16 protein-coding genes are annotated in these 21,224 nt (G+C 64.5%); 11 read left to right on the forward strand and 5 right to left on the reverse strand.

The annotated features are described in order from the left end of the window. Positions 1–104 precede the first annotated feature (104 nt). A complete protein-coding gene (locus P0D68_RS08085) occupies positions 105–1,793 on the reverse strand; it encodes a 3-(methylthio)propionyl-CoA ligase (RefSeq protein WP_408292828.1) in 1,689 nt (562 codons plus the stop codon). 199 nt (positions 1,794–1,992) lie between these two features. Between P0D68_RS08085 and P0D68_RS08090 the strand changes: the two genes are divergently transcribed. The 5 genes from P0D68_RS08090 to P0D68_RS08110 all read left to right on the forward strand — a co-directional run bounded on the left by P0D68_RS08090 (position 1,993) and on the right by P0D68_RS08110 (position 5,905). Then, positions 1,993–3,549: a protein adenylyltransferase SelO gene (locus P0D68_RS08090; protein ID WP_408292831.1), complete on the forward strand. Its 1,557-nt coding sequence runs from the start codon at positions 1,993–1,995 to the stop codon at positions 3,547–3,549. Between the two features lie 129 nt (positions 3,550–3,678). Continuing rightward, entirely contained in the window at positions 3,679–4,101 is a 423-nt protein-coding gene (gene msrB / locus P0D68_RS08095) for a peptide-methionine (R)-S-oxide reductase MsrB (RefSeq protein ID WP_091794360.1), read from the forward strand. A gap of 160 nt (positions 4,102–4,261) precedes the next feature. Beyond that, complete coding sequence (locus tag P0D68_RS08100) at positions 4,262–4,792, forward strand: septation protein A (RefSeq protein WP_091794362.1); 531 nt, start codon at positions 4,262–4,264, stop codon at positions 4,790–4,792. Position 4,793: 1 nt separating this feature from the next. Continuing rightward, complete coding sequence (locus P0D68_RS08105; protein WP_408184670.1) at positions 4,794–5,114, forward strand: BolA family protein; 321 nt, start codon at positions 4,794–4,796, stop codon at positions 5,112–5,114. A gap of 11 nt (positions 5,115–5,125) precedes the next feature. Then, on the forward strand, positions 5,126–5,905 hold the full coding sequence (locus P0D68_RS08110) for a peptidylprolyl isomerase (protein WP_091794366.1): 780 nt from the start codon (positions 5,126–5,128) through the stop codon (positions 5,903–5,905). A 153-nt stretch (positions 5,906–6,058) separates the two neighbouring features. On the opposite strand, the gene P0D68_RS08115 is transcribed toward P0D68_RS08110, so the two are convergent. The 3 genes from P0D68_RS08115 to purL form a co-directional block, all read right to left on the reverse strand. Beyond that, positions 6,059–7,351, reverse strand: coding sequence for a HipA domain-containing protein (locus P0D68_RS08115; RefSeq protein ID WP_408292835.1), 1,293 nt, complete (start codon positions 7,349–7,351; stop codon positions 6,059–6,061). Further along, a complete protein-coding gene (locus tag P0D68_RS08120) occupies positions 7,341–7,628 on the reverse strand; it encodes a helix-turn-helix domain-containing protein (RefSeq protein ID WP_408292838.1) in 288 nt (95 codons plus the stop codon). The genes P0D68_RS08115 and P0D68_RS08120 overlap by 11 nt, the downstream gene beginning before the upstream one ends. Before the next feature lie 296 nt (positions 7,629–7,924). Next, the gene (gene purL, locus P0D68_RS08125) at positions 7,925–12,010 is read right to left on the reverse strand and encodes a phosphoribosylformylglycinamidine synthase (RefSeq protein WP_408292841.1); all 4,086 of its coding nucleotides are present in this window, start codon (positions 12,008–12,010) and stop codon (positions 7,925–7,927) included. Positions 12,011–12,322: 312 nt separating this feature from the next. Between purL and P0D68_RS08130 the strand changes: the two genes are divergently transcribed. From P0D68_RS08130 to pgi, 4 genes are all read left to right on the forward strand, one after another. Next, positions 12,323–13,978, forward strand: a complete 1,656-nt coding sequence (locus tag P0D68_RS08130) for a M35 family metalloendopeptidase (protein ID WP_408292844.1) — start codon at positions 12,323–12,325, stop codon at positions 13,976–13,978. A 266-nt stretch (positions 13,979–14,244) separates the two neighbouring features. Then, positions 14,245–15,543 carry an FAD-dependent oxidoreductase gene (locus P0D68_RS08135; protein ID WP_408292847.1) on the forward strand — a complete coding sequence of 433 codons (1,299 nt, stop codon included), beginning with the start codon at positions 14,245–14,247 and terminating at the stop codon, positions 15,541–15,543. 159 nt (positions 15,544–15,702) lie between these two features. Further along, positions 15,703–17,292, forward strand: coding sequence for an NAD(P)H-hydrate dehydratase (locus tag P0D68_RS08140; RefSeq protein WP_408292850.1), 1,590 nt, complete (start codon positions 15,703–15,705; stop codon positions 17,290–17,292). Positions 17,293–17,549: 257 nt separating this feature from the next. Further along, positions 17,550–19,172 carry a glucose-6-phosphate isomerase gene (gene pgi / locus P0D68_RS08145; RefSeq protein ID WP_408292853.1) on the forward strand — a complete coding sequence of 541 codons (1,623 nt, stop codon included), beginning with the start codon at positions 17,550–17,552 and terminating at the stop codon, positions 19,170–19,172. A gap of 195 nt (positions 19,173–19,367) precedes the next feature. Here the strand turns inward: pgi and P0D68_RS08150 are convergent, their stop codons facing one another. Beyond that, positions 19,368–20,054 carry an ABC transporter ATP-binding protein gene (locus tag P0D68_RS08150; protein ID WP_007182003.1) on the reverse strand — a complete coding sequence of 229 codons (687 nt, stop codon included), beginning with the start codon at positions 20,052–20,054 and terminating at the stop codon, positions 19,368–19,370. Positions 20,055–20,082: 28 nt separating this feature from the next. Here P0D68_RS08150 and P0D68_RS08155 point away from each other — a divergent pair, with 28 nt between their 5' ends. Both P0D68_RS08155 and P0D68_RS08160 read left to right on the forward strand, forming a co-directional pair. Then, the gene (locus tag P0D68_RS08155) at positions 20,083–20,757 is read left to right on the forward strand and encodes an arylesterase (protein WP_177204985.1); all 675 of its coding nucleotides are present in this window, start codon (positions 20,083–20,085) and stop codon (positions 20,755–20,757) included. Between the two features lie 118 nt (positions 20,758–20,875). Next, positions 20,876–21,217, forward strand: coding sequence for a hypothetical protein (locus P0D68_RS08160; protein ID WP_091794382.1), 342 nt, complete (start codon positions 20,876–20,878; stop codon positions 21,215–21,217). Positions 21,218–21,224: the final 7 nt, after the last annotated feature.

The following is a 21,224-nucleotide window of genomic DNA, read 5'->3' on the forward strand; positions in this document are numbered from 1 at the left end:
CGCCGCCCTTCCGGTTCATCGAGTCGGAGTGTCGATCCGATTCATTGTCTGATTTTCCGGGGTCAGCAGGCAGAATACACAAAAAAGCACGCTCGTTCAATTTGTCAGGAGACGGGGTTTCCCCTGGCAAGCGGCGTGAGCGGGCAGTCCTTTTCGTCTTCGAGCGCGGACGGCAGAACATGGTCGCGGAAGATGTCGCGCAGCTTGAGTTTCTGCAGCTTGCCGGTCGCCGTGTGCGGCAGTTCGTCGACGAAGGCGACGTCGTCGGGAATCCACCATTTTGCGACCTTGCCGTCGTAGAAGGCGATCAGCTCCTCGCGCGTCACGTCGAAGCCACGCCGCTTGACGACCACCAGCAGCGGCCGCTCGGTCCATTTCGGATGCGCGCACGCAATGCACGCAGCCTCGGCCACGGCCGGATGCGCGATCGCGACGTTTTCGATGTCGATCGAACTGATCCATTCGCCGCCGGACTTGATTACGTCTTTCGAGCGGTCCGTGATTTGCAGAAAGCTGTCGCGGTCGATGGTGGCGACGTCGCCGGTCGGAAACCAGCCGTCGATGAGCGGCGAGTCGTCCTTGCGGAAATACCGGTCGATCACCCACGGCCCGCGCACATGCAGATCGCCGAACGCCACGCCGTCCCACGGCAGATCGCGGCCGTCTTCGCCGACGATTTTCATATCGACGCCATAGAGCACGTGTCCCTGCTTCTCCAGCAACTTGCGCTGCTCTTCCAGCGGACGCTGACTTTGTTCCCACGTCAGCTTCGCGAGCGTGCCGAGCGGCGACATTTCGGTCATGCCCCACGCGTGGATCACCTGCACGCCGTAGTCGTCTTCGAACGTGCGCAGCATGGCCGGCGGACACGCCGAGCCGCCGATCACCGTGCGATTGAGCGACGAAAAGCGCACCTTCGCTTCACGCAGATAATTGAGCAGGCCGAGCCACACGGTCGGCACGCCGGCTGAATACGTGACGCGTTCACTTTCCATCAACTCGTACAACGACTTGCCGTCGAGATCCTTGCCGGGGAACACGAGCTTCGCGCCGGTCAGCGGCGCCGAGTGCGGAATGCCCCACGCGTTCACATGGAACATCGGCACGACGGGCAGCACGCAGTCGCGCGCGGACAGACTCATGGCGTCGGGCAAGGAGGCGCCGAACGCATGCAGCACCGTCGAGCGATGCGAATACAGCGCGCCCTTCGGATTGCCGGTGGTGCCGGACGTATAGCACAGGTACGACGCTTGCCGTTCGTCGAGCGGCGGCCATTCGTAATCGCCGTCCTGCGCGGTGACGAGCGTCTCGTAGCTGAGCGCCGGGGTCTGCATGGCGGGCCGATGCGCTTCGTCCGCGAGCGCGATCCAGCCGCGCACTCTCGGGCATTGCGGCGCGAGGACATCGATGAGCGGCGCGAACGTGGTGTCGAACAGCACGTAGGCGTCGTCCGCATGATTGATGATGTACGCGATCTGATCGGGAAAGAGACGCGGATTGATCGTGTGACAGACCGCGCCGAAGCCGGTCGTGCCGTAATACGCTTCCAGATGCCGGTAGCCGTTCCATGCGAGCGTGGCGATCCGCTCGCCGGGTTCGACGCCGAGTGCGATCAAAGCCTGCGCGAGCTGCTTCGCGCGCTTTTCGCAATCACGATAGGAATAACGATGCAGGTCGCCTTCGATCCGCCGCGATACGATTTCAGTGCTGCCGAAATGCCGCGCGGCGTGCGCGAGCAACGAAGGCACGGTGAGCGGCACGTCCATCATCTGGCCAAGCAGCGGCGTCGTCATAAAGGGGGGTCTCCTCGGCTTGATTGTTTCAATCGGTTTGCAGCTCGGGGGGCGCGCCTCAGCCTCGACGCGCCGTCAGCAAAATGCAGAGGAAATGCGGCAAACGGCTCCTGCAGGCTCGATGCGGCAGGGATACAGGGCCGGCCAGCAGCTCCGCGGGCGCGGACTTACAATATCGGTTAATCCAGAGGCGCTCAACATGTCGTTTTCCCCAAGCATTGCAGGGTTATCCGGGCCTTTGTCGGCTCTTTCCGACTCGCTCACCAATGTGCCCGAGAGCGCGTTCGCGCGGCTCGGCAGCGTCTTTATGACGCGTCTGCCCGCGGCGCCGCTCAGCGCGCCGTACGTGGTCGGGTTCTCCGCTGAAACCGCCGCGCTGCTCGGATTAGAGCCCGGTCTCGAGAACGATCCGGGCTTCGCCGAGCTGTTCTCCGGCAACGCCACGCGTGAATGGCCGGAGCAGGCGCTGCCTTACGCATCGGTGTATTCAGGCCACCAGTTCGGTGTGTGGGCGGGCCAGCTCGGCGACGGCCGCGCGCTTGGTCTCGGCGAAGTCGAACATAACGGCCGGCGCTTCGAGCTGCAGCTCAAAGGGGCGGGGCGTACGCCCTATTCGCGCATGGGCGACGGCCGCGCGGTGTTGCGTTCGTCGATCCGGGAGTATCTATGTTCGGAAGCGATGCACCACCTCGGCATTCCGACCACGCGCGCGCTGTGCGTGATCGGCTCCGATCAGCCGGTGCGGCGCGAGACGGTCGAAACGGCCGCCGTGGTCACGCGTGTGGCGCCGAGCTTCGTGCGCTTCGGCCACTTCGAGCATTTCTATTCGAACGATCGCACCGACGCACTGCGTGCGCTCGCCGATCATGTGATCGAGCGCTTCTATCCGCATTGCCGCGAAGCCGACGATCCGTATCTCGCGCTGCTGAACGAAGCGGTGATGTCGACCGCCGACCTGATGGTCGAGTGGCAGGCGGTCGGCTTCTGCCACGGCGTGATGAACACCGACAACATGTCGATCCTCGGTCTCACGATCGACTACGGTCCATTCGGTTTCATGGACGGCTTCGACGCCGGCTACATCTGCAACCACTCCGATTCGCAAGGCCGTTACGCGTACAGAATGCAGCCGCAGATCGCTTACTGGAACCTCTTCTGCCTCGCGCAAGGCCTGTTGCCGCTGCTGGGCGAAAAGCATGAGGAAAGCGTGCGCGGCGACAAGGCGATTGAAGACGCGCAGCGCGTGCTCGGCGGCTTCAAGGACCGTTTCGCGCCGGCACTGGAGCGGCGCATGCGCGCGAAACTCGGCCTCGAAACCGAACGTCCCGGCGACGACGCCCTCGCCAATCGCCTGTTCGAAGTGATGCACGCCAATCGCGCTGATTTCACGCTGACCTTCCGCAATCTGGCGCGCGTATCGAAGCACGACGCGAGCGGCGACGCCACGGTGCGCGACCTGTTCCTCGATCGCGCCGCCTTTGACGCCTGGGTGAACGACTATCGCGCGCGGCTGTCCGAGGAAACACGCGACGACGCCGCCCGCGCCATTGCAATGAACCGTGTGAACCCCAAATTCGTACTTCGCAATCATCTGGCGGAAACGGCAATCCGCCGCGCGAAAGAGAAGGATTTTTCCGAAGTGGAACGACTGGCGGCCGTGCTGCGCCGTCCGTTCGACGAACAGCCCGAGCACGAAGCGTATGCCGGGTTGCCGCCGGACTGGGCGAGTTCGCTGGAAGTGAGCTGCTCGTCGTGACGCGACGCATACCGGCTGATTTCGCGCGATTCCAGCCGATCGCAGCCGATTGTGTGTAGACACGCAGCGAGCGGAATCCGCCTGAGCATCTAGCCGCCCCCAAAACAAGCCCGAGACAGGAACCCGACCATGAACAAGCCCGACGAACTCAACACCGACGCCCCCGCCGTGCAGAAAGACGACGCCGAATGGCGCAAGCAGCTCTCCGACATCGAATATCAGGTGACGCGCCACGCGGCCACCGAGCGCCCGTTCACAGGCCGCTATCACGACCACTGGGACCGCGGCATCTATGACTGCGTCTGTTGCGGCACGCCGCTGTTCGAATCGGACACCAAATTCGACGCCGGTTGCGGCTGGCCGAGCTACTTCAAGCCGATCGACGGCGAAGTGATCGCCGAGAAAACCGACCGCTCGCACGGCATGCTGCGCATCGAGGTGCAATGCAAGAACTGCGGTGCGCATCTGGGCCACGTATTCGAAGACGGACCCGCGCCGACCGGCCTGCGCTACTGCATCAATTCGGCTGCGTTACAATTCGAGCCCAAGTAACGCAGCGCGGAGTCCGGCACGTTGCCGACCGGCGTCTGCTCGATCGCGCGCACGCCGGCCGCGACACCCTTCATCCGGCTTGCGAGCCGGTCGATCCGGTCGACCCGTTCCGCACCGCGTCCCTATTCTCCGATTCGCTCTCCGATTCCCCGACCAGATAATGAAATTCCTGTTCGATCTGTTCCCGATCATCCTGTTCTTCGTCGCCTTCAAGATCTGGGGCATTTTCACGGCGACGGCAGTGGCGATCGTCGCCACGCTGGTGCAGATCGCATGGGTGGCTTTCCGCCACCGTAAGGTCGACCCGATGCTGTGGGTGAGCCTCGGCGTCGTCACCGTGTTCGGCGGCGCCACGCTCGTGCTGCACAACGACACGTTCATCAAATGGAAGCCGACCGTGCTGTACTGGGCTTTCTCGGTCGCGCTGATCGTCTCGCAACTGGCCTTCAACAAGAACCTGATCGAGGCGATGATGGGCAAGCAGATCACGCTGCCGCATGCGATCTGGGGCAAGCTGAATGTGGTGTGGGCGATCTTTTTCGTGCTGCTCGGACTCGTCAATCTGTTCGTCGCGTACAACTACACGACCGACCAGTGGGTCAATTTCAAGCTGTTCGGCGCAACCGGCTGCCTCGTCGTGTTCATCGTCGGACAGAGTTTGTGGCTGTCGAAGTATATGAAGGAAGAATGACATGACGAGCAATGCCGATGTATTCATGCACGCCACCACCGCCGAGCGCGCCGCGCTGATCGAGGCCCGCCTCGTCGCCGCCCTCGCGCCGGTCACTTCCATCCAGATCACCGACGACAGCGCGCAGCACGCAGGCCACGCCGGCGCCTCGGCCGGCGGTCATTTCAGTGTCACGATCGTGGCTGCCGCATTTGCCGGCAAGGCCCGCGTGGCGCGGCATCGCATGGTGTATGATGCGCTGGCCGATGCCATGCAGCGCGGCATTCACGCCCTTGCAATCACGGCGTACACGCCCGAAGAATTCGCTTTGTTGCCCCGCTAGGAAAATTTTCGATGACCTTGAAGAAAACCCGCCTCTGGGTATTGCTGGCTGCATTTGCGGCCGCACCTGCATTCGCACAGAACATCGCCGTCGTGAACGGCACGCCGATTCCGAAAGCGCGTGCCGACGCGCTGATCGATCAACTGGTCCATCAAGGCCAGCAAAATACGCCGCAACTGCAAACGGCTGTCCGCGAAGAGCTGGTGAACCGCGAGATCCTGATGCAGGAAGCGCTGCGCCGTGGCCTGCCGAACCGTCCGGACATCAAGGCCCAAATCGCCGTCGCCCAGCAAACCGTCGTGCTGCGCGCGCTGATCGAAGATTTCGTGAAGAACAACCAGCCGACCGACGCCGAAGTCACCGCACGCTACAACGCGCTGATCAAGGACGCAGGCGGCAAGGAATATCACCTGCACCACATTCTCGTGGACAACGAACAGCAGGCCAAAGACCTGATCGCGAAGATCAAGGCCGGCGCGAGCTTCGAAGACCTGGCCAAGCAATACTCGAAGGATCCGGGATCGGGCAAGAACGGCGGCGATCTGGACTGGTCGGACCCGAAGGCCTACGTACCTGAATTCGCGGACGCGGCCACGCATCTGCAGAAAGGCCAGATGACCGACACGCCGGTGCATACGCAATTCGGCTGGCACATCATCCGTGTCGACGACGTGCGCAGCATTACGCCTCCGCCGCTCGAACAGGTGCGCCCGCAGATCGTGCAACAGATCCAGCAGGAAAAACTGCAAGCGTTCGAAGAAGGTCTGCGTAAGAACGCGAAGATTCAGTAAGCGGAGTTGGCCGCTGGATCAACGTGGCGCTTCGCATTAGCGCTTCTGCTGAACAGCGGCATTCGAGTCTGCGCAAGGCGCTGTTCGGTCAATGACTGAACAGCGCTTTTTCATTTGGGATTGGGATTGACCGTCCCGGCGTAACCGCCGCACTTACTTGCGCAAGGCTGCGCTCATCTCCGCAAGCGGCATCGCCACGATCGAGTCGAGCAGCCGGACTTCGCCGGCATGCGGCCGCGCGATCTCGTCGACGGCGCGCCGCGTGTCGGCCACACGTGCGTCGAGCGTGACGAGCATGTCATCCAGCAGCTTTTCCGAGCCCTTTGGCGCGAGACGAAGCGCCTCGCCGAATGCAAGCATGTTCTTTCTGGACATGTCTGCGAACTGCGTGGCGTCGCCCACGGGCATGGTCAGGTCGCAGCGCGGCCAACGGTCACGCTGTTGCGGCTGGTAGGTCGGCGTATGGTAGACGACCGTGCTCACCAGATCGTAAAACGGAGCCAGCATGTAGCCGCGCGGGCTGACAAAGAACGAGAGGTTCTTCAGATGCGAGTCGGCGTTGCCAATCAGCACGTTGAAGACCGCCCATCGAAAAACATCGAGACGCGCCATTGCCCGAGTGCTCGTTTTTTCGATGGCATCACTGAGTACCTGCGCCGTCGCGTTCTGATATTTGAAGCTGCGGTCGTAGTTCAACAACTGCATGGCGTCGACGGTATGCAGTCGCCGAGCCGGCTCGCTGGTCGTGTCACGGTCAAAGCGATCGATCACGTAACAGGCCGAAGGCACGCGCAAGAAATGCGTAGGCGGTACGCGCACACCCATTGCGCGGGCAAGACGCATGCAGAAAAATTCGTTGATCGCCGAGTGGGGATAGCCCGTGCTTCGCATGTCGGGCTTGAGCAGATGCATGGACGGCTCACTGCCCACAGGCTCGAAGAGCGCGTAATCCGGCGCGTCGCCTCGCAAGGTCAGAAGCAGCTTCTGTTGGGCGCCCGCCGCGGACATGCGTTTAGGTGCCGTGGCGGTAAGCGCATGCTGCGGCATGACCTGGATGCGCGCCTCCAGATTCGCGTATGACAAAGGCTGCAGACCGCTCGATGCCTCCTGTTCACCCTCTGCAAGCAGCGTCAAGGCACCCGCCGATTCACGGCCGTAATAAGCAAGCAGCCCCCACGCATCGCTCGCATCGACTTTGGCTTCGCGAGCGAGCGCAATGCGCATTTCCTCTTCCGGCAACAGGTTGTCGAAGAACCATTGCACAGGCCGCTGGCTCGAGGCGTCTATGAAAGGCTGGGCATTCAGCGGGAATGCGGGTGAAAGCGCAAACGCGTCCTCACGACCCAGCCAGTCCTTGTCGTAGGTAAATGACCAGATACCGTTGTCATCGCTGACGGTGCCCACGCGCAGGCCGTTCGCATAGGCGACGAGCGTTCTAGCGGCCATGCGTAGTCCGCCTGCGATGAAGCGCCTTGGTGGCCGAGCCTGGGGGAATGTCCACGGAAACTTGCGCGCGCAGCCTGATGCCCAGTTCGCTGAGGAGATGCAGCACCTTGCCGATCTGCGCTGTGGGCTTACCGGCCTCGATATGCGTGATGAACTTGGGCGACAGACCCGTCGCAATGGCGACGTCGTCGCGTGTCAGCCCTTGGGCGAGCCTCGATGCCCGGACAAGATCGCCGAGCGCCGTCATGTCGTCAATGAAAACGTCGGATTGCGGCACTGTCACCCCTTTGTACGTTCGTACCCGCTCGGGAACATTATGCCACGGTACAAGGGTGTCGACCTGATTTCGTACCCGAGCGGGTACGAAATGGCGTATTAGCGGTTTATGCGTCGATTTCGTACCCGATCGGGTACGAACAGCAGAAGATTGTGGAGCGCACGCCTTTCACGTACCAGAGCGGATACGCGGCGGGTGTCGCTCGTCTTTCTCACTACTGCGGCAAAACGGGCGGCGCGGGCCCTGACCGGCTTGCTCGCGCCACGGCGGCGCAGCCGCCGCGGCGCGTCACATCATCAACCCAGCCAGCGGCGCGCGTTCTGGAATACGCGCATCCACGGGCTCGCGTCAGTGCCGCCCTCGCCCCAGCCTTCCGGATGCCAGCTCATCTGCACCGCGCGATGGACGCGCTCCGTGTGCGGCATCAGCACCGTGAAGCGACCGTCCGGCGTCGTCACCGACGTGATGCCGTTCGGCGAACCGTTCGGGTTGAACGGATACTGCTCGGTCGCCTGACCACGGTGATCGACATAGCGCATCGCCACCGCGACCTTCGACGCATCGCCTTGCTGCGAGAAGTCCGCGTAGCCTTCGCCGTGCGCGATCGCCACCGGAATGCGCGAGCCTTCCATGCCGTTGAAGAAGATCGACGGGGATGCCTGCACTTCGACCAGCGAGAAGCGCGCTTCGAATTTCTCCGACTTGTTGCGCGTGAACTTAGGCCAGGCTTCAGCGCCCGGAATCATCGAGGCGAGGCTGCTCATCATCTGGCAGCCGTTGCAGATGCCGAGCGCGAATGTGTCTTCGCGGCCGAAGAACGCGGCGAACATGTCGGCCAGTTGCGCGTTGAAGCGGATCGCCTTCGCCCAGCCTTCACCGGCGCCCAGCGTGTCTCCGTACGAGAAGCCGCCGCACGCCACCGCGCCGGCAAAATCCGCCAGATTGGCGCGGCCGGTCAGCAGGTCGCTCATGTGCACGTCGTGCGCGTCGAAGCCGGCGCGGTCGAATGCGTAAGCCGTTTCGAGGTGCGAGTTGACGCCCTGCTCGCGCAGAATCGCCACACGCGGACGCGCGCTCCTGCCGATGAACGGCGCGGCGACGTCTTCCGTCGGATCGAAGCTCAGCACCGGCGTGATGCCAGGATCGGCCGCGTCGGCGAGCGCCTCGTATTCGGCGTCGGCGCAAGCCGGGTTGTCGCGCAGCCGCGAAATCCGCCAGCTCACTTCGCTCCACGTGCGATGCAGTTCGGTACGCGGCGCTTCGTAAATCTTCTTGGCGTCGCGATAGATTTCGATCGTGTCGCGCTCGTTGAGCTTGCCGATCACATGCGAGCACGCCGACAGGCCGTGTTCGCGCAGTGCGCCCAACACCGCGTCACGCTCGGTCGCGCGCACCTGAACGACAGCGCCGAGTTCCTCGGTGAACAGCGCGCGGATCGTGCGGTCTTCGCGGCGGCCGCTGGTCTGCTTCGCCCAGTCCTTGGCGTCGCCGTAATCGGATTCATGGGTCGGATCGAGCACCAGCATGTCGACGTTCAACGACACGCCGACGTGGCCCGCGAACGCCATTTCGCACACCGTCGCCCACAGGCCGCCGTCCGAACGGTCGTGGTAGGCGAGCAGCTTGCCGTCCTGGTTCAGGGCCTGGATCGCGGCGAAGAAACGCTTCAGGTCTTCCGGATCGTCCACGTCCGGCACCGTGTCACCGACCTGCTGCGTGACCTGGGCGAGAATACTGCCGCCCAGGCGATGCTTGCCGCGGCCGAGGTCGATCGCGATCAGCACCGATTCGCCCACGTCGCTCGCGCGGCGCAGTTGCGGCGTGAGATGGCGGCGCACGTCTTCGACCGGCGCGAACGCCGAGATGATCAGCGAGACCGGCGCGACCACTTCCTTCGCGACGCCGCGGTCTTCCCACTTGGTGCGCATGGACAGCGAATCCTTACCGACCGGAATGCTGATGCCGAGCGCCGGGCACAATTCCATGCCGATCGCCTTGACCGTGTCGTACAGCGCGGCGTCTTCGCCCGCTGCGCCGCACGCGGCCATCCAGTTTGCCGACAGCTTGAGCTTGTCGAGCGACGCGATCGGCGCCGCCGCGATGTTGGTCACCGCCTCGCCGACCGCCATGCGGCCCGACGCCGGCGCGTCGATCACGGCAAGCGGCGTGCGCTCGGCCATGGTCATGGCTTCACCACGGAAGCCCGCATAGTCCATGGTGGTGATTGCGACGTCGGCCACCGGGACTTGCCACGGGCCGACCATCTGGTCACGCGCGGTCGTGCCGCCCACCGAGCGGTCGCCGATCGTGATCAGGAACGACTTGCTCGCCACCGTGGGGTGACGCAGCACGCTAGTCGCCACATCCGACAGCGCGAGGCCGGTGACGTCGACCGGTTCGAGCTTCTGCTCGACGCGTTTGACGTCGCGATGCATGCGCGGCGCCTTGCCGAGCAGCACTTCCATCGGCATGTCCACCGGTTGGTGCGCGGTGTCGTCGTTCTGTTCGGAGTCGATCAGCTTGAGTTGACGCTCGGCGGTGGCCGTGCCGATCACGGCAAACGGGCAGCGCTCGCGCTGGCACATGGCTTCGAAGGCCGGCAGATCGGCCGGCGCGATGGCCAGCACGTAGCGTTCTTGCGCCTCGTTCGACCAGATTTCGCGCGGCGACAAGCCGCTCTCTTCCAGTTGAATCTTGCGCAGGTCGAAGCGCGCGCCCTTGCCGGCGCCGTCCACCACTTCCGGGAAGGCGTTGGAGAGACCGCCCGCGCCGACGTCGTGAATGCTCAGGATCGGGTTCTTCTCGCCGAGCTGCCAGCACGCATTGATGACTTCCTGCGCGCGGCGTTCGATTTCCGGGTTGCCGCGTTGGACCGAGTCGAAGTCGAGTTCAGCGGTGTTCGTGCCGGTCGCCATCGAACTCGCCGCGCCGCCGCCCATGCCGATGCGCATGCCCGGACCGCCGATCTGGATCAGCAGCGAGCCTTCCGGCAGATCGTGCTTGTGCGTGTGCTGGTCCGAAATATTGCCGATGCCGCCGGCGATCATGATCGGCTTGTGATAGCCGCGCACCAGACCCGCGACATTCTGCTCGTAAGCGCGGAAATAGCCGCCCAGGTTGGGCCGGCCGAATTCGTTGTTGAACGCGGCGCCGCCGAGCGGGCCGTCGATCATGATCTGCAGCGGCGAAGCAATGCGGTCGGGCCGGCCATACGCTTCGTGCTTGTCGTCCGGATTGCGGTGCGCGAGCGGCTGTGCGGCATCGCGCGCGTTTTCCCACGTCTCGACGCCGTCCGGCAGTTCCAGATTCGACACCGTGAAGCCCGCCAGACCCGCCTTCGGACGCGCGCCGCGGCCGGTCGCGCCTTCGTCGCGGATTTCGCCGCCCGCGCCGGTCGCGGCGCCCGGGAACGGCGAGATCGCGGTCGGGTGGTTGTGCGTCTCCACCTTCATCAAGGTGTGCGTGAGTTCGGTGCTGCGGCGATAGTGCTCCGGCAATTCGCTCGCGCCGAGGTCGGCGGGCGTGCGCGGGAACCAGCGCTCGGCCATGCCGCCCGCCATGATCGCCGAGTTGTCCGAGTAGGCGACGATCGTGCCTTGCGGATTGAGCTTCTCGGTATTGCGGATCATGTTGAACAGCGAGATGTCCTGCTTTTCGCCGTCGATGGTCCAGTCCGCGTTGAAGATCTTGTGGCGGCAGTGTTCGCTGTTGGCCTGCGCGAACATCATCAGTTCCACGTCGGTCGGGTTGCGGCCGAGCTTCGTGAACGCGTCCACCAGGTAGTCGATTTCGTCCTCGGCGAGCGCGAGGCCCAGTTCCGTGTTCGCCGCCACCAGCGCGCCGCGGCCCTGGCCGAGCACGTCGACGGTTTGCAGCGGCTTGGCCGGCAGTTCGTCGAACAGGTGCAGCGCGTGGTCACGCGACGGCGACACGCTCTCGGTCATGCGATCGTGCAAGGCCGCCGCGACGGCCGCGCGGGCTTCGTCGGAGAGCGCCTTCTTGCCGCCCAGCAGGCCGCTTTTCAGCGTGACCGTGTACTCGACGCCGCGCTCGATGCGACGCACCTGCGTGAGGCCGCACAGATGCGCGATATCCGTTGCCTTGCTCGCCCACGGCGACACCGTGCCGAAACGCGGCACCACGAGGAAGGTCTCGGCCGTGCCGCGCTCTTTGGTTTCTTCGAGCGGATCGCCGTAGTGCATCAGCGCTTCGATCTTCGCGTTGTCTTCAGCGGAGAGCGGCGTCTGGGCGTTGACGAAGTGCAGGTATTGCCCGCGCACGCCGGTGATGTTCGGATCGATGCGCGTAAGCGTTTCGAGCAGGCGGGTTTGACGGAAATCGGAAAGGGCCGAAGCGCCGGGGAAACACGAGAAGTGGGCCATGGACTTGACGTTGCGTCGCTAATGATGCCGATGAGTGATGCCGATGAATCGCGCGTGAAGGCGACGTGAGGCGGAACGGAAGTCCGAGATTATACCCCGGGAACGGGCTTCCGGCGGCCACGCGGCGTGTCCGGGCGGCCGGCGGCCGCGTGCTTGCGAATGTGTTCTTCCGATACGACATCCCGTCGACATGCCGATGCTTTAATCGACGCGCAAGTGGGGCAATTCATTCGCCCGGACGCGTCGGCGGGGCCGCGTGATGCGCGAACCCACCCGCGGCGCGAACCGCAAACTCATCTGAACAGGCATGTCATGAACGTGAACCGCTATGGCAGTACCCATCAGACTTCGCATCCGCTGGCCTTGATGCAGCCGCCGCGGGGCATGGCCGCAGCACCCGCGCGGCAGGCGCCTCGCATCCATGCGCCGGACGAGACGCTACGTGCGCCGATTGGCAATGCGCCGGACTGGACTCCACACGGCAAGACGGACGACCGGGCACCGAGGGTTGGAGGCGGGGCTGAGCCGCTTGAGCGCATCGCCGGCACGGCGGTGCCGTATACGCTGGACGGTTCGGGTGAGCGGGTCCGGGACACCAAGGACGCCAAAGGCAATCCGGTTCGCGACACGTGGGACGCGGATGGCAAGCACACTCGCGACAGCGTGGACGTCAAAGGTGCCCCTATTCATGACACGTGGGACTCGGATGGCAAGCACACTCGCGACAGCGTAGACGTCAACGGTGCCCGCATTCGCGACACATGGGACTCGGACGGCAAGCACACTCGCGACAGCGTGGACGTCAACGGCGAACACATCCGCGAGAGTTGGGACGCCAACGGCGAACACATCCGCGAGAGTTCGAACGAAAGCGGCAAACATGTTCGCGACAAATGGGATTCGAGCGGCAACCATATACGCGACACGTGGGACGCGAACGGCAACCACATCCGTGACGTCTGGGACGTAAACGGCAAGCACAAACGCATCGCCTGGCACGAAAAGCCCGACAACATACCTCCTTCGACGGACGCCGAGGGTCTCACGCCCGAACCTGCGGGCCACACGATGCCTCCACCCGTGGCCGGCGGCGCTCCGGCGTCATCGCCACTCCCGGGTAATGGCGACGGCGGCAGCGAGCTGCCGGCAACTGGCGGCGGCCAGCCCTCAGCGCCAATCGGCAACGGTGGTGGTCAACCCTCCGCGTCTATCGGCAACGGTGGTGGTCAACCCTCCGCGCCTATCGGCAACGGCGGCGCCCAACTCCCCGCGCCCATCGGCGATGGCGGCGGCCAGCCCTCCGCGCCTACCGGCGATGGCGGCGCCCAACTCCCCGCGCCCATCGGCGATAGTGGCGGCCAGCCCTCCATGCCCACAGGCGGCGACAGTGGCGACATCCAGGCGCCCGACAACAACAGCGGCAATACCGACTACGATCAACCCGCCCCCGGCTCCGCGCAGACCCCGGCGCTGATCGGATTCACGCCGGCGCAAGGCGGCATAGTGAACCGCGCCTATCAACACGTGAAGCGCATGATCGACAGCGCGCTCGACAAGCTCGAATCCGGTCATCCGGACAGCAACTTTGCGCGCTGGTTCGGCAGCCCGACTCAGCGGAACGTGCAGAAAGTCGAACAGGTCTTCACCCGCATGCAGCACGCCATGTCGCACGACCGGTTCACCTTCGTCCTCGGCGCTGCGCACGACAACTCGGAGCTGGCGCACGTGCAATCCAGTGCGCCGCATCAGATCAACCTCAAACCGCATTTCTTCGATCACGCGTTCGGCGCCAACACGCCGGAAGCGACGATCGCCCATGAATTGAGCCATTTCCCGTACATCGGCAACACCAAGGATCACCTGTATGGCCCGGCCGCCGTCGCCGGCCTCGCGGCACGGAACAGCGACATAGCTACCGACAACGCCGAAAACTACGGCATGTTCATTCGCGCGCAGGCAACGGCATGAGCCTCTGAGCAGCACCGGCACTCGCCGCGGCCGCGACGGATCACGAAGGACGACGACGCGTCCCGTGCGCTCCGGGGCCCTCGCCGTTCCGCCCGCCGCGGCCGGAGCCCGCGCCGCGCGCGTGGCAGGCGGGCCGGTTTGACTGCTATCATTCGCCCTTTCACCAGATCGGCGCGGACGGCCCGAGCAGGCCGGGCAGCGCGCCGCATGTCACGCTCAATGGGAATACGCCGCTTCGGCGCCCCGTCGGCAAATCGAATCAGAACATGGATGTCATCGTCATTGGCGGCGGGATTGCGGGCGTCGCCACCGCTTATCAACTGCGCGCGGCCGGCCACCGGGTATGCGTCGTCGAGCGCCACGCCACTGTCGCGCAGGGCGCGACCTACGGACACGGCGGCACCGTCCTGCCCACCCCGCTGGACGTCTGGTTCGGCCCGACCTTCATGGCGAGCCGTCAAAACGCCAAGAACGGCGTAGTCAATAAAACCGGTTTCAACGGACCGGCGCGCCAGCTGGTCAAACAACTCGCCGAACTACAGGACCCCGACGCTTTCGGCCATCAATTCGGACTGCTGCGACCGCTGATCGAGCTGTCGCGCGACACCATGGCCGACATGGAAGCGCGCTTCGGGCTCGAGTTCGAACAGGCAAGCGGCGTGCTCTATCTGGTGCGCTCTGAACAGGAGTGGCAACAGACGCGGCCGGCCCTCGGCCTGCTCCGGCTCTTCGAAGTGCCGCACCACGAGTTGACACCCGAGCAATGCGCCGCGTTCGAGCATTCCGTACGCACGGAGCCGGAATTCGCGGGCGGCGTGCTGTTCGACCAGGAGCGCACGGCCAACTGCCCGCTGTTCACGAAACTGATCAAACAGACGCTGGATACCCAGGGCGACGTCCAGTTCATGCTGGGCAGCGAAGTCTCCTCGATCCGCCTCGAAGGCCAGCGCGCCGCGGTCGAGTTGGCGCCGCGGCCGGGCGCGGCATCCCGCTCGCGCGAAGTGGATGTCATCCACGCCGACGCCGTGGTCGTGGCCGCGGGCCACGGCAGCCTGCCTCTTCTCGAGCGCCTTGGCTTGCGGCTGCCGCTGCATCCGCTGCGCCTGCACACGCTGGTCGCACCGATCGCGCATGAGGAATGCGCGCCGCACGTCGCCATCGTGGACGCGGTGAAGCGGATCGCGATCAGCCGGATGAACCATCGCCTGCGAATCGCGGGCGGCGCGGTTTTGCAAAGCGCCGGCCAGATCGACAAGCCGCTGGGCGAAGCCGTGACGAAAGAAGCGCTCGCCCTGCTCGGCCAGGCCACGCACGACTGGATTCCGGGCGCGGCGCGCATCTCCGCGGCCTTGCCGTGGGAAGGCGCCAAACTGCTGTCGCCGGACGGCTTGCCGGTGATCGGCAATGCGCTGCATCCGCGCCTTTTCGTCAATGTCGGTCACGGCCCTGCGGGCTGGGGCCTCGCCTGCGGGGCCGGCAAACTGGTTGCCGACCTGATTTCGGGCGGCACGCCGGACGTTCCCGCGGACACGCTGGCCGCATTGCGCGCGGACCGCTTCCACTGAACGAGGTGGGCGCGCGCATGAGCGGGCCGCTTCCACTGACTGTGAGGCGGGCGCGCGCATGAGCGCGCCGCAAGAGGCGCCCGCCGGGCGCCTATCGGCACTACCATAGCGATTCCCAAGCTTTCTCACCTGGCTCCAGGTGAACCGCCGAGCCCCGCCATGACAGATGCCGACCACACGCCGCCAACGCTCATCAGCCCGCACAACCGCGCATTGCCGCTACTGACGCTGACTGATCTGCGAATCGCGGAATCCCAGGCGGCGACAGCGTTGCCGCAGCACACGCTGATGTCGCGCGCCGGGAAATCCGCCGCGAGCTTCCTGCAGGAGCAGATCACCCGCGACACCTCGATCGGCAAATCCAGACAGAAGGTGTGGCTCATCGCGGGGCCGGGCAATAACGGCGGTGATGCGCTGATTCTCGCGACGGAACTGCACGAAGCCGGCATTGCCGTCGAACTGTGCATGCCGGTCGAAGTAAAACCGGACGACGCCCGCTGGGCTCTCGATACGGCGCGCGCGGCGGGCGTCGCGATCACCGCAACAGTGCCCGCCTCGCTCGACGGCTATACGTGGCTCGTGGACGGCATGTTCGGCATCGGTCTGACACGTCCGCTCGAAGGTGTCTTCGCGGACGTCGCGCGCCGCCTCTCGCAACGAACAAAAACGCGCCCCCGCAAAGGCGGCGTGCTGGCGCTCGACGTGCCGAGCGGACTCGACAGCGACACCGGCACGGTCGTAGCCAATGGCGACGGCGCCGCCGTCCATGCCACGCATACGATCACCTTCATCGGCGCCAAGCCGGGACTCTTCACCGCGCAAGGCCGCGACCTCGCGGGCGCGGTCACCGTCGCGCCGATCGGCGTGGACACCAGCGGCCGTACGGCCGTCCAACTGAACGCGCCCGAACTCTTCTCCGCCTATTTGCCGCCGCGTGATTTCGCGACCAACAAGGGCAGCTTCGGCAGCCTTGCCGTGGTCGGCGGCGACACCGGCATGTGCGGCGCGCCGATTCTCGCTTCGCGCGCGGCGCTTTACAGCGGCGCGGGCAAGGTACACGTCGCGCTTCTGGGCGAAGGCGCCCCGCCCTACGACCCGCCGCACCCCGAACTCATGCTGCATGCGATCGACGCTCTACCACTCGATCAGATGGACGCGCTCGCAGTCGGCTGCGGCATGGGTCATCGCGACCGCGCCACCCAGGTCATGCACGACGTGCTGCGCCTCGACGTGCCCAAGCTGTTCGACGCGGACGCGTTGAACCTGATCGCGAAAGATCCCTCGCTCGCCGCCGAAGTCACCGCGCGCGGCGTACAGGGCGATCCGTGCATCCTCACGCCGCACCCGCTCGAAGCCGCGCGCCTGCTCGGCACCGACGCGCCGGGCGTGCAGCGCGACCGCCTCACCGCGGCACGCGCGCTTGCCGCACGCTTTGCCAGCGTCGTGGTCCTGAAAGGCACCGGCACGGTCGTCGCGGCACCGGACGGCCGTCTCGCGATCAATCCGACCGGCAACGCCGCGCTCGCGACGGGCGGCACCGGCGACGTGCTCGGCGGCATCATCGGCGCGCTGCTCGCGCAACATCTGCCGCGCTACGAAGCGGCGCTTGCGGGCGTCTATCTGCACGGCCTCGCCGCCGACACGCTGAGCGCACAAGGCCACGGTCCCGCGGGCCTGACCGCGGGCGAACTGGCGCCGATGGTGCGCACCTTGCTGAACCGTCTGTTCTATCCGGCAGCGGAGTCCTGAAAGCGTTCGTCCCAACCTATGGGCGCACCGTCCAAAGCGCTGCCGCCCGTCACGCAACGCCGTTATACTGACTGACTGCGCCGCGCGTCGGAGCAAGCACGGGTGACGACTAAGTTTCCCCGAAATTTCGGCCGAAGCTTCGCCGCCACCCGCGGCGAACCCGGCCGCGCGGCCTCGCTCTAACAGCATCGTTGCATCATCCTCGGCAGCGCTTCACGCGCGCGCCTTTCTTCGTGCCCCTTGGTTAGACGGACGCTATGACCCAGAACTCGCTCCCCTCCTGGTCCTCGCTGCAAACGCATTACGAGAAGATTCGCGATGCGCACCTGCGCGACTGGTTCGCCCCCGAGAACGATCCCGCTCCTACCCGTGCCGAGCGCTTTGCGTTCGCGGGCGGCGGTCTCGCGGCCGATTTCTCGAAGAACCGCATCACCGACGAGACGCTGAAACTGCTCGTGCAACTCGCGCGCGAAGCCGGCGTCGAAAAACGCCGCGACGCCATGTTCGCGGGTGAAGTCGTCAACCCGACGGAAGGCCGCGCCGCGCTGCACACGGCGCTGCGCGCCACGGATCCGAAAGCGCCGTTCTACGACCAGATTCAGGCCGAGCGCGCCAAGATGGCCGCGTTCTCCGATCAGGTGCGCAGCGGCGAGTGGAAAGGCTATACCGGCAAGCGGATTCGCTACGTGGTGAACATCGGCATCGGCGGCTCGGACCTCGGGCCGAAGATGGTCGTGCACGCGCTGCATCATCTGGCCACACCGGAGATCACCACGCACTTCGTGTCGAACGTCGACGGCGCCGATCTGTACAACGTGATGCAGCAGATCGATCCGGAAGAAACGCTCGCGATCATCGTCTCCAAGACTTTCACCACACTCGAAACCATGACCAACGCGCGCTCGCTGCGCGACTGGTTCGTCGAGAAAGGCTGCCCGGAAAGCGCGCTGGCGAAACACTTCGTCGGCGTGTCGGCCAATCCCGCGGAAGTGGTCAAGTTCGGCATCGCGAAAGAGAACGTGTTCGAGATGTGGGACTGGGTCGGCGGGCGCTATTCGTTGTGGTCGGCGGTGGGGCTGTCGATCATGATCGCGATCGGACCGCAGCAGTTCGGCGAACTGCTCGCGGGCGCCGACGAGATGGACCAGCATTTCCGCGACGCGCCGCTCGAAAAAAATCTGCCGGTGCTGCTCGGCATGATCGGCATCTGGTATCGCAACTTCTTCGGCTCGCAAAGCTACCTGGTCGCGCCGTATTCGGAAGCACTGCATTTCCTGCCCTCGTATCTGCAACAGCTCGAAATGGAGAGCAACGGCAAGTCCGCGCGCCTCGACGGCGCGATGGTCGACTATCCGACCGCCGCGGTGACGTGGGGCGAACCGGGCACGAACGGTCAGCATGCTTTCTTCCAGATGCTGCACCAGGGTCCGACGATCGTGCCGATCGATTTCATCGCCGTGTTGACGCCAGAGCATCCGCTCGTCAGCCATCATCCGAAGCTGCTCGCTAATTGCTTTGCGCAAAGTGAAGCGTTGATGCTCGGCCGCACGCTCGAGGAAGCGAAGAAAGTGGCCGGCGCGGACAAGCCGGAGCTGGCGCCGCACCTTGTGTTTCCGGGTAACCGCCCGACCAGCACGCTGCTGGTCGATGCGCTCACCGCACGTTCGCTCGGCGCCTTGATCGCGTTATACGAGCACAAGGTGCTGGTGCAAGCCTCGGTGTGGAATATCAACCCGTTCGATCAATGGGGCGTCGAGTTGGGCAAGATCCTCGGCAAGGTGGTCGAGGCTGATCTGACCGCGCCGAGCGTCGATGAAAAGAAGCATGACTCGTCGACGTCCGCGTTGATCGCGCGGGCACGCGCGGCGTTGAAGAAGTGACGGTGAGCGGCACGGCGCATCGCGCCGTCGAGTCGGTGATGGGCCGGTGATGAATTTGCGCTGAATGTGTTTCGACTCTGCGCTAAAGCTGTTCAGTGCGCTCACCTGCCGACACAGTAGCTTCCGCAATGAAAAAGCGGGCCCCTGTGGCCCGCTTTTGCTTTGGCAGCGACGCCCGTTGCGCCCACGGCTCGCTCACACGAGACGCCCCGCCTCGATCGTCACCGTCGTATCGCAGCGGCGCGCCAGTTCGATGTCATGCGTGACGAGAATCAACGTCGCGCCGTTCGCGCGGTTCATTTCGAACATCAGATCGATCACCGCGTGACCAGTGGCCGCGTCGAGACTGCCGGTCGGTTCGTCGGCGAACAGGATCGCCGGATGCGTGACGAACGCACGCGCGAGCGCCACACGTTGTTGCTCGCCACCCGACAGCAGCTTGGGGTAGTGACCGGTCCGCTTGCCGAGGCCCACCTGCTCCAGCAAGCCACGCGCACGCGTCGCAGCTTCGCGGGTGCTGATGCCGCCCTGCAGTTCCAGCGGCAAGGTGACGTTTTCGAGCGCCGTTAAATGCGGCATGAGTTGAAACGACTGGAACACGAAACCGACGGAGCCGCTACGCAATGCGGCCCGCTCGTCTTCGTTCAGCTCGCCGAGTTCTCGGCCGAGCAGCCGAACCGAGCCCGAACTCGCGCTGTCCAATCCTGCGAGCAAGCCGAGCAGCGTAGACTTGCCCGACCCGGATGCACCGACAATCGCCACACTGCTGCCGGCAGCGATAGCAAGATCGATGTCGTCGAGAATCGTCAGTTCGCCCGTTGCATCCTTAACCTTCTTGCACAAACCCCGCACTTCAATGACTGGATCAGTTTTGTTTAGCATGGTGAAGCGTAGGTTGAAAGTGCGTGCCATGACGTCTCGCGCCACGGCGCTGACGAAGGCTTGCGGCTGCACCGTGATGGCCGCCACCCTGTTTTCAGCGAGCTTCGCGGCCCGGGCCGCCAATGCGCCCGAACCGGTCAAGCCGGTGATCGTCGTGCTCGGCGACAGCATCTCCGCCGAATACGGCCTGCCCCGCGACACTGGCTGGGTTGCGTTGATGCGCCAGCGCCTCACCGACGAGCGAATCGATTATAGCGTCGCCAATGCGAGCATCAGCGGCGACACCACGAGCGGCGGACGCGCCCGCTTACCCGCGCTCATGCAGCGCCTGAAGCCGAGCATCGTGATCGTCGAACTCGGCGCCAACGACGCATTGCGTGGCGTGCCGCTTTCCACCACCGAAGACAACCTGCGCACGATCATCGAGCAGGCTCAGCAAGGTCACGCGAAAGTCGTACTGATCGGCATGTATGTGCCACCCAATTACGGCCCCGACTACACGCAAAAGTTCCACGGCCTGTACGGCGAGTTGTCGAAGCAACTGCGCGTGCCACTTGTGCCGTTTCTGCTTGCCGGCATCGCCGACAAACCGGAGATGTTCCAGGCCGATCAGATTCATCCCACCCAGCAGGCACAGCCAGTGCTACTTAACAACGTGTGGCCCGCAGTCAAGCCACTCCTTCGCACAAGTTCGCCGCGCTGAAAAGCCTGCTAACAACTTGTTTCCAGAACTTCGGGAACGCGGATCGGTAAGTTCTCTCTGACACTTTCGTAATCCCGTGTAGCCCGGCTCGATTTTGAGCGACTTTTGAGGAGATAACGTGAAATATTTACCGTTAATCGCTTTGACCGTGGCAATTTCCGCCTGTGCCGCTCAACCGCCTGCTGGCGTTCAGTCCGTTGGGCAAAGCCAGCAGCCGCCTAAGGCTGTTGCCACCTGCATCGCGCAAAAATGGGCAGACAGCTCGCAGCAACAAGTCGTGTCGCAAGACACGCTGGCTAACGACCAAGCCATGGATGTGTATGTTCCGGGTCAGCAGCCGCCTAACGGCGCCGCCGCTGTCGTACGTCCTTCGTACACCGGCAAGGGCACGTGGGTCGGCTTCCGCGCCAATGGCGCCGCGGGCAGCGACGCCACGAGTGCAATCAGCGGCTGCCTGTAACGCGCTG

The organism is Paraburkholderia sp. RL17-380-BIE-A (assembly GCF_046028085.1).
Taxonomy (GTDB): domain Bacteria; phylum Pseudomonadota; class Gammaproteobacteria; order Burkholderiales; family Burkholderiaceae; genus Paraburkholderia.

Excerpts from the sequence above, each read along its gene's own strand:
- P0D68_RS08085 (WP_408292828.1), bottom strand. The coding sequence starts at position 1,793 with ATGACGACGCCGCTGCTTGGCCAGATGATGGACGTGCCGCTCACCGTG.
- P0D68_RS08090 (WP_408292831.1), top strand. The coding sequence starts at position 1,993 with ATGTCGTTTTCCCCAAGCATTGCAGGGTTATCCGGGCCTTTGTCGGCT.
- msrB (WP_091794360.1), top strand. The coding sequence starts at position 3,679 with ATGAACAAGCCCGACGAACTCAACACCGACGCCCCCGCCGTGCAGAAA.
- P0D68_RS08100 (WP_091794362.1), top strand. The coding sequence starts at position 4,262 with ATGAAATTCCTGTTCGATCTGTTCCCGATCATCCTGTTCTTCGTCGCC.
- P0D68_RS08105 (WP_408184670.1), top strand. The coding sequence starts at position 4,794 with ATGACGAGCAATGCCGATGTATTCATGCACGCCACCACCGCCGAGCGC.
- P0D68_RS08110 (WP_091794366.1), top strand. The coding sequence starts at position 5,126 with ATGACCTTGAAGAAAACCCGCCTCTGGGTATTGCTGGCTGCATTTGCG.
- P0D68_RS08115 (WP_408292835.1), bottom strand. The coding sequence starts at position 7,351 with ATGGCCGCTAGAACGCTCGTCGCCTATGCGAACGGCCTGCGCGTGGGC.
- purL (WP_408292841.1), bottom strand. The coding sequence starts at position 12,010 with ATGGCCCACTTCTCGTGTTTCCCCGGCGCTTCGGCCCTTTCCGATTTC.
- P0D68_RS08130 (WP_408292844.1), top strand. The coding sequence starts at position 12,323 with ATGAACGTGAACCGCTATGGCAGTACCCATCAGACTTCGCATCCGCTG.
- P0D68_RS08135 (WP_408292847.1), top strand. The coding sequence starts at position 14,245 with ATGGATGTCATCGTCATTGGCGGCGGGATTGCGGGCGTCGCCACCGCT.
- P0D68_RS08140 (WP_408292850.1), top strand. The coding sequence starts at position 15,703 with ATGACAGATGCCGACCACACGCCGCCAACGCTCATCAGCCCGCACAAC.
- pgi (WP_408292853.1), top strand. The coding sequence starts at position 17,550 with ATGACCCAGAACTCGCTCCCCTCCTGGTCCTCGCTGCAAACGCATTAC.
- P0D68_RS08150 (WP_007182003.1), bottom strand. The coding sequence starts at position 20,054 with ATGCTAAACAAAACTGATCCAGTCATTGAAGTGCGGGGTTTGTGCAAG.
- P0D68_RS08155 (WP_177204985.1), top strand. The coding sequence starts at position 20,083 with ATGACGTCTCGCGCCACGGCGCTGACGAAGGCTTGCGGCTGCACCGTG.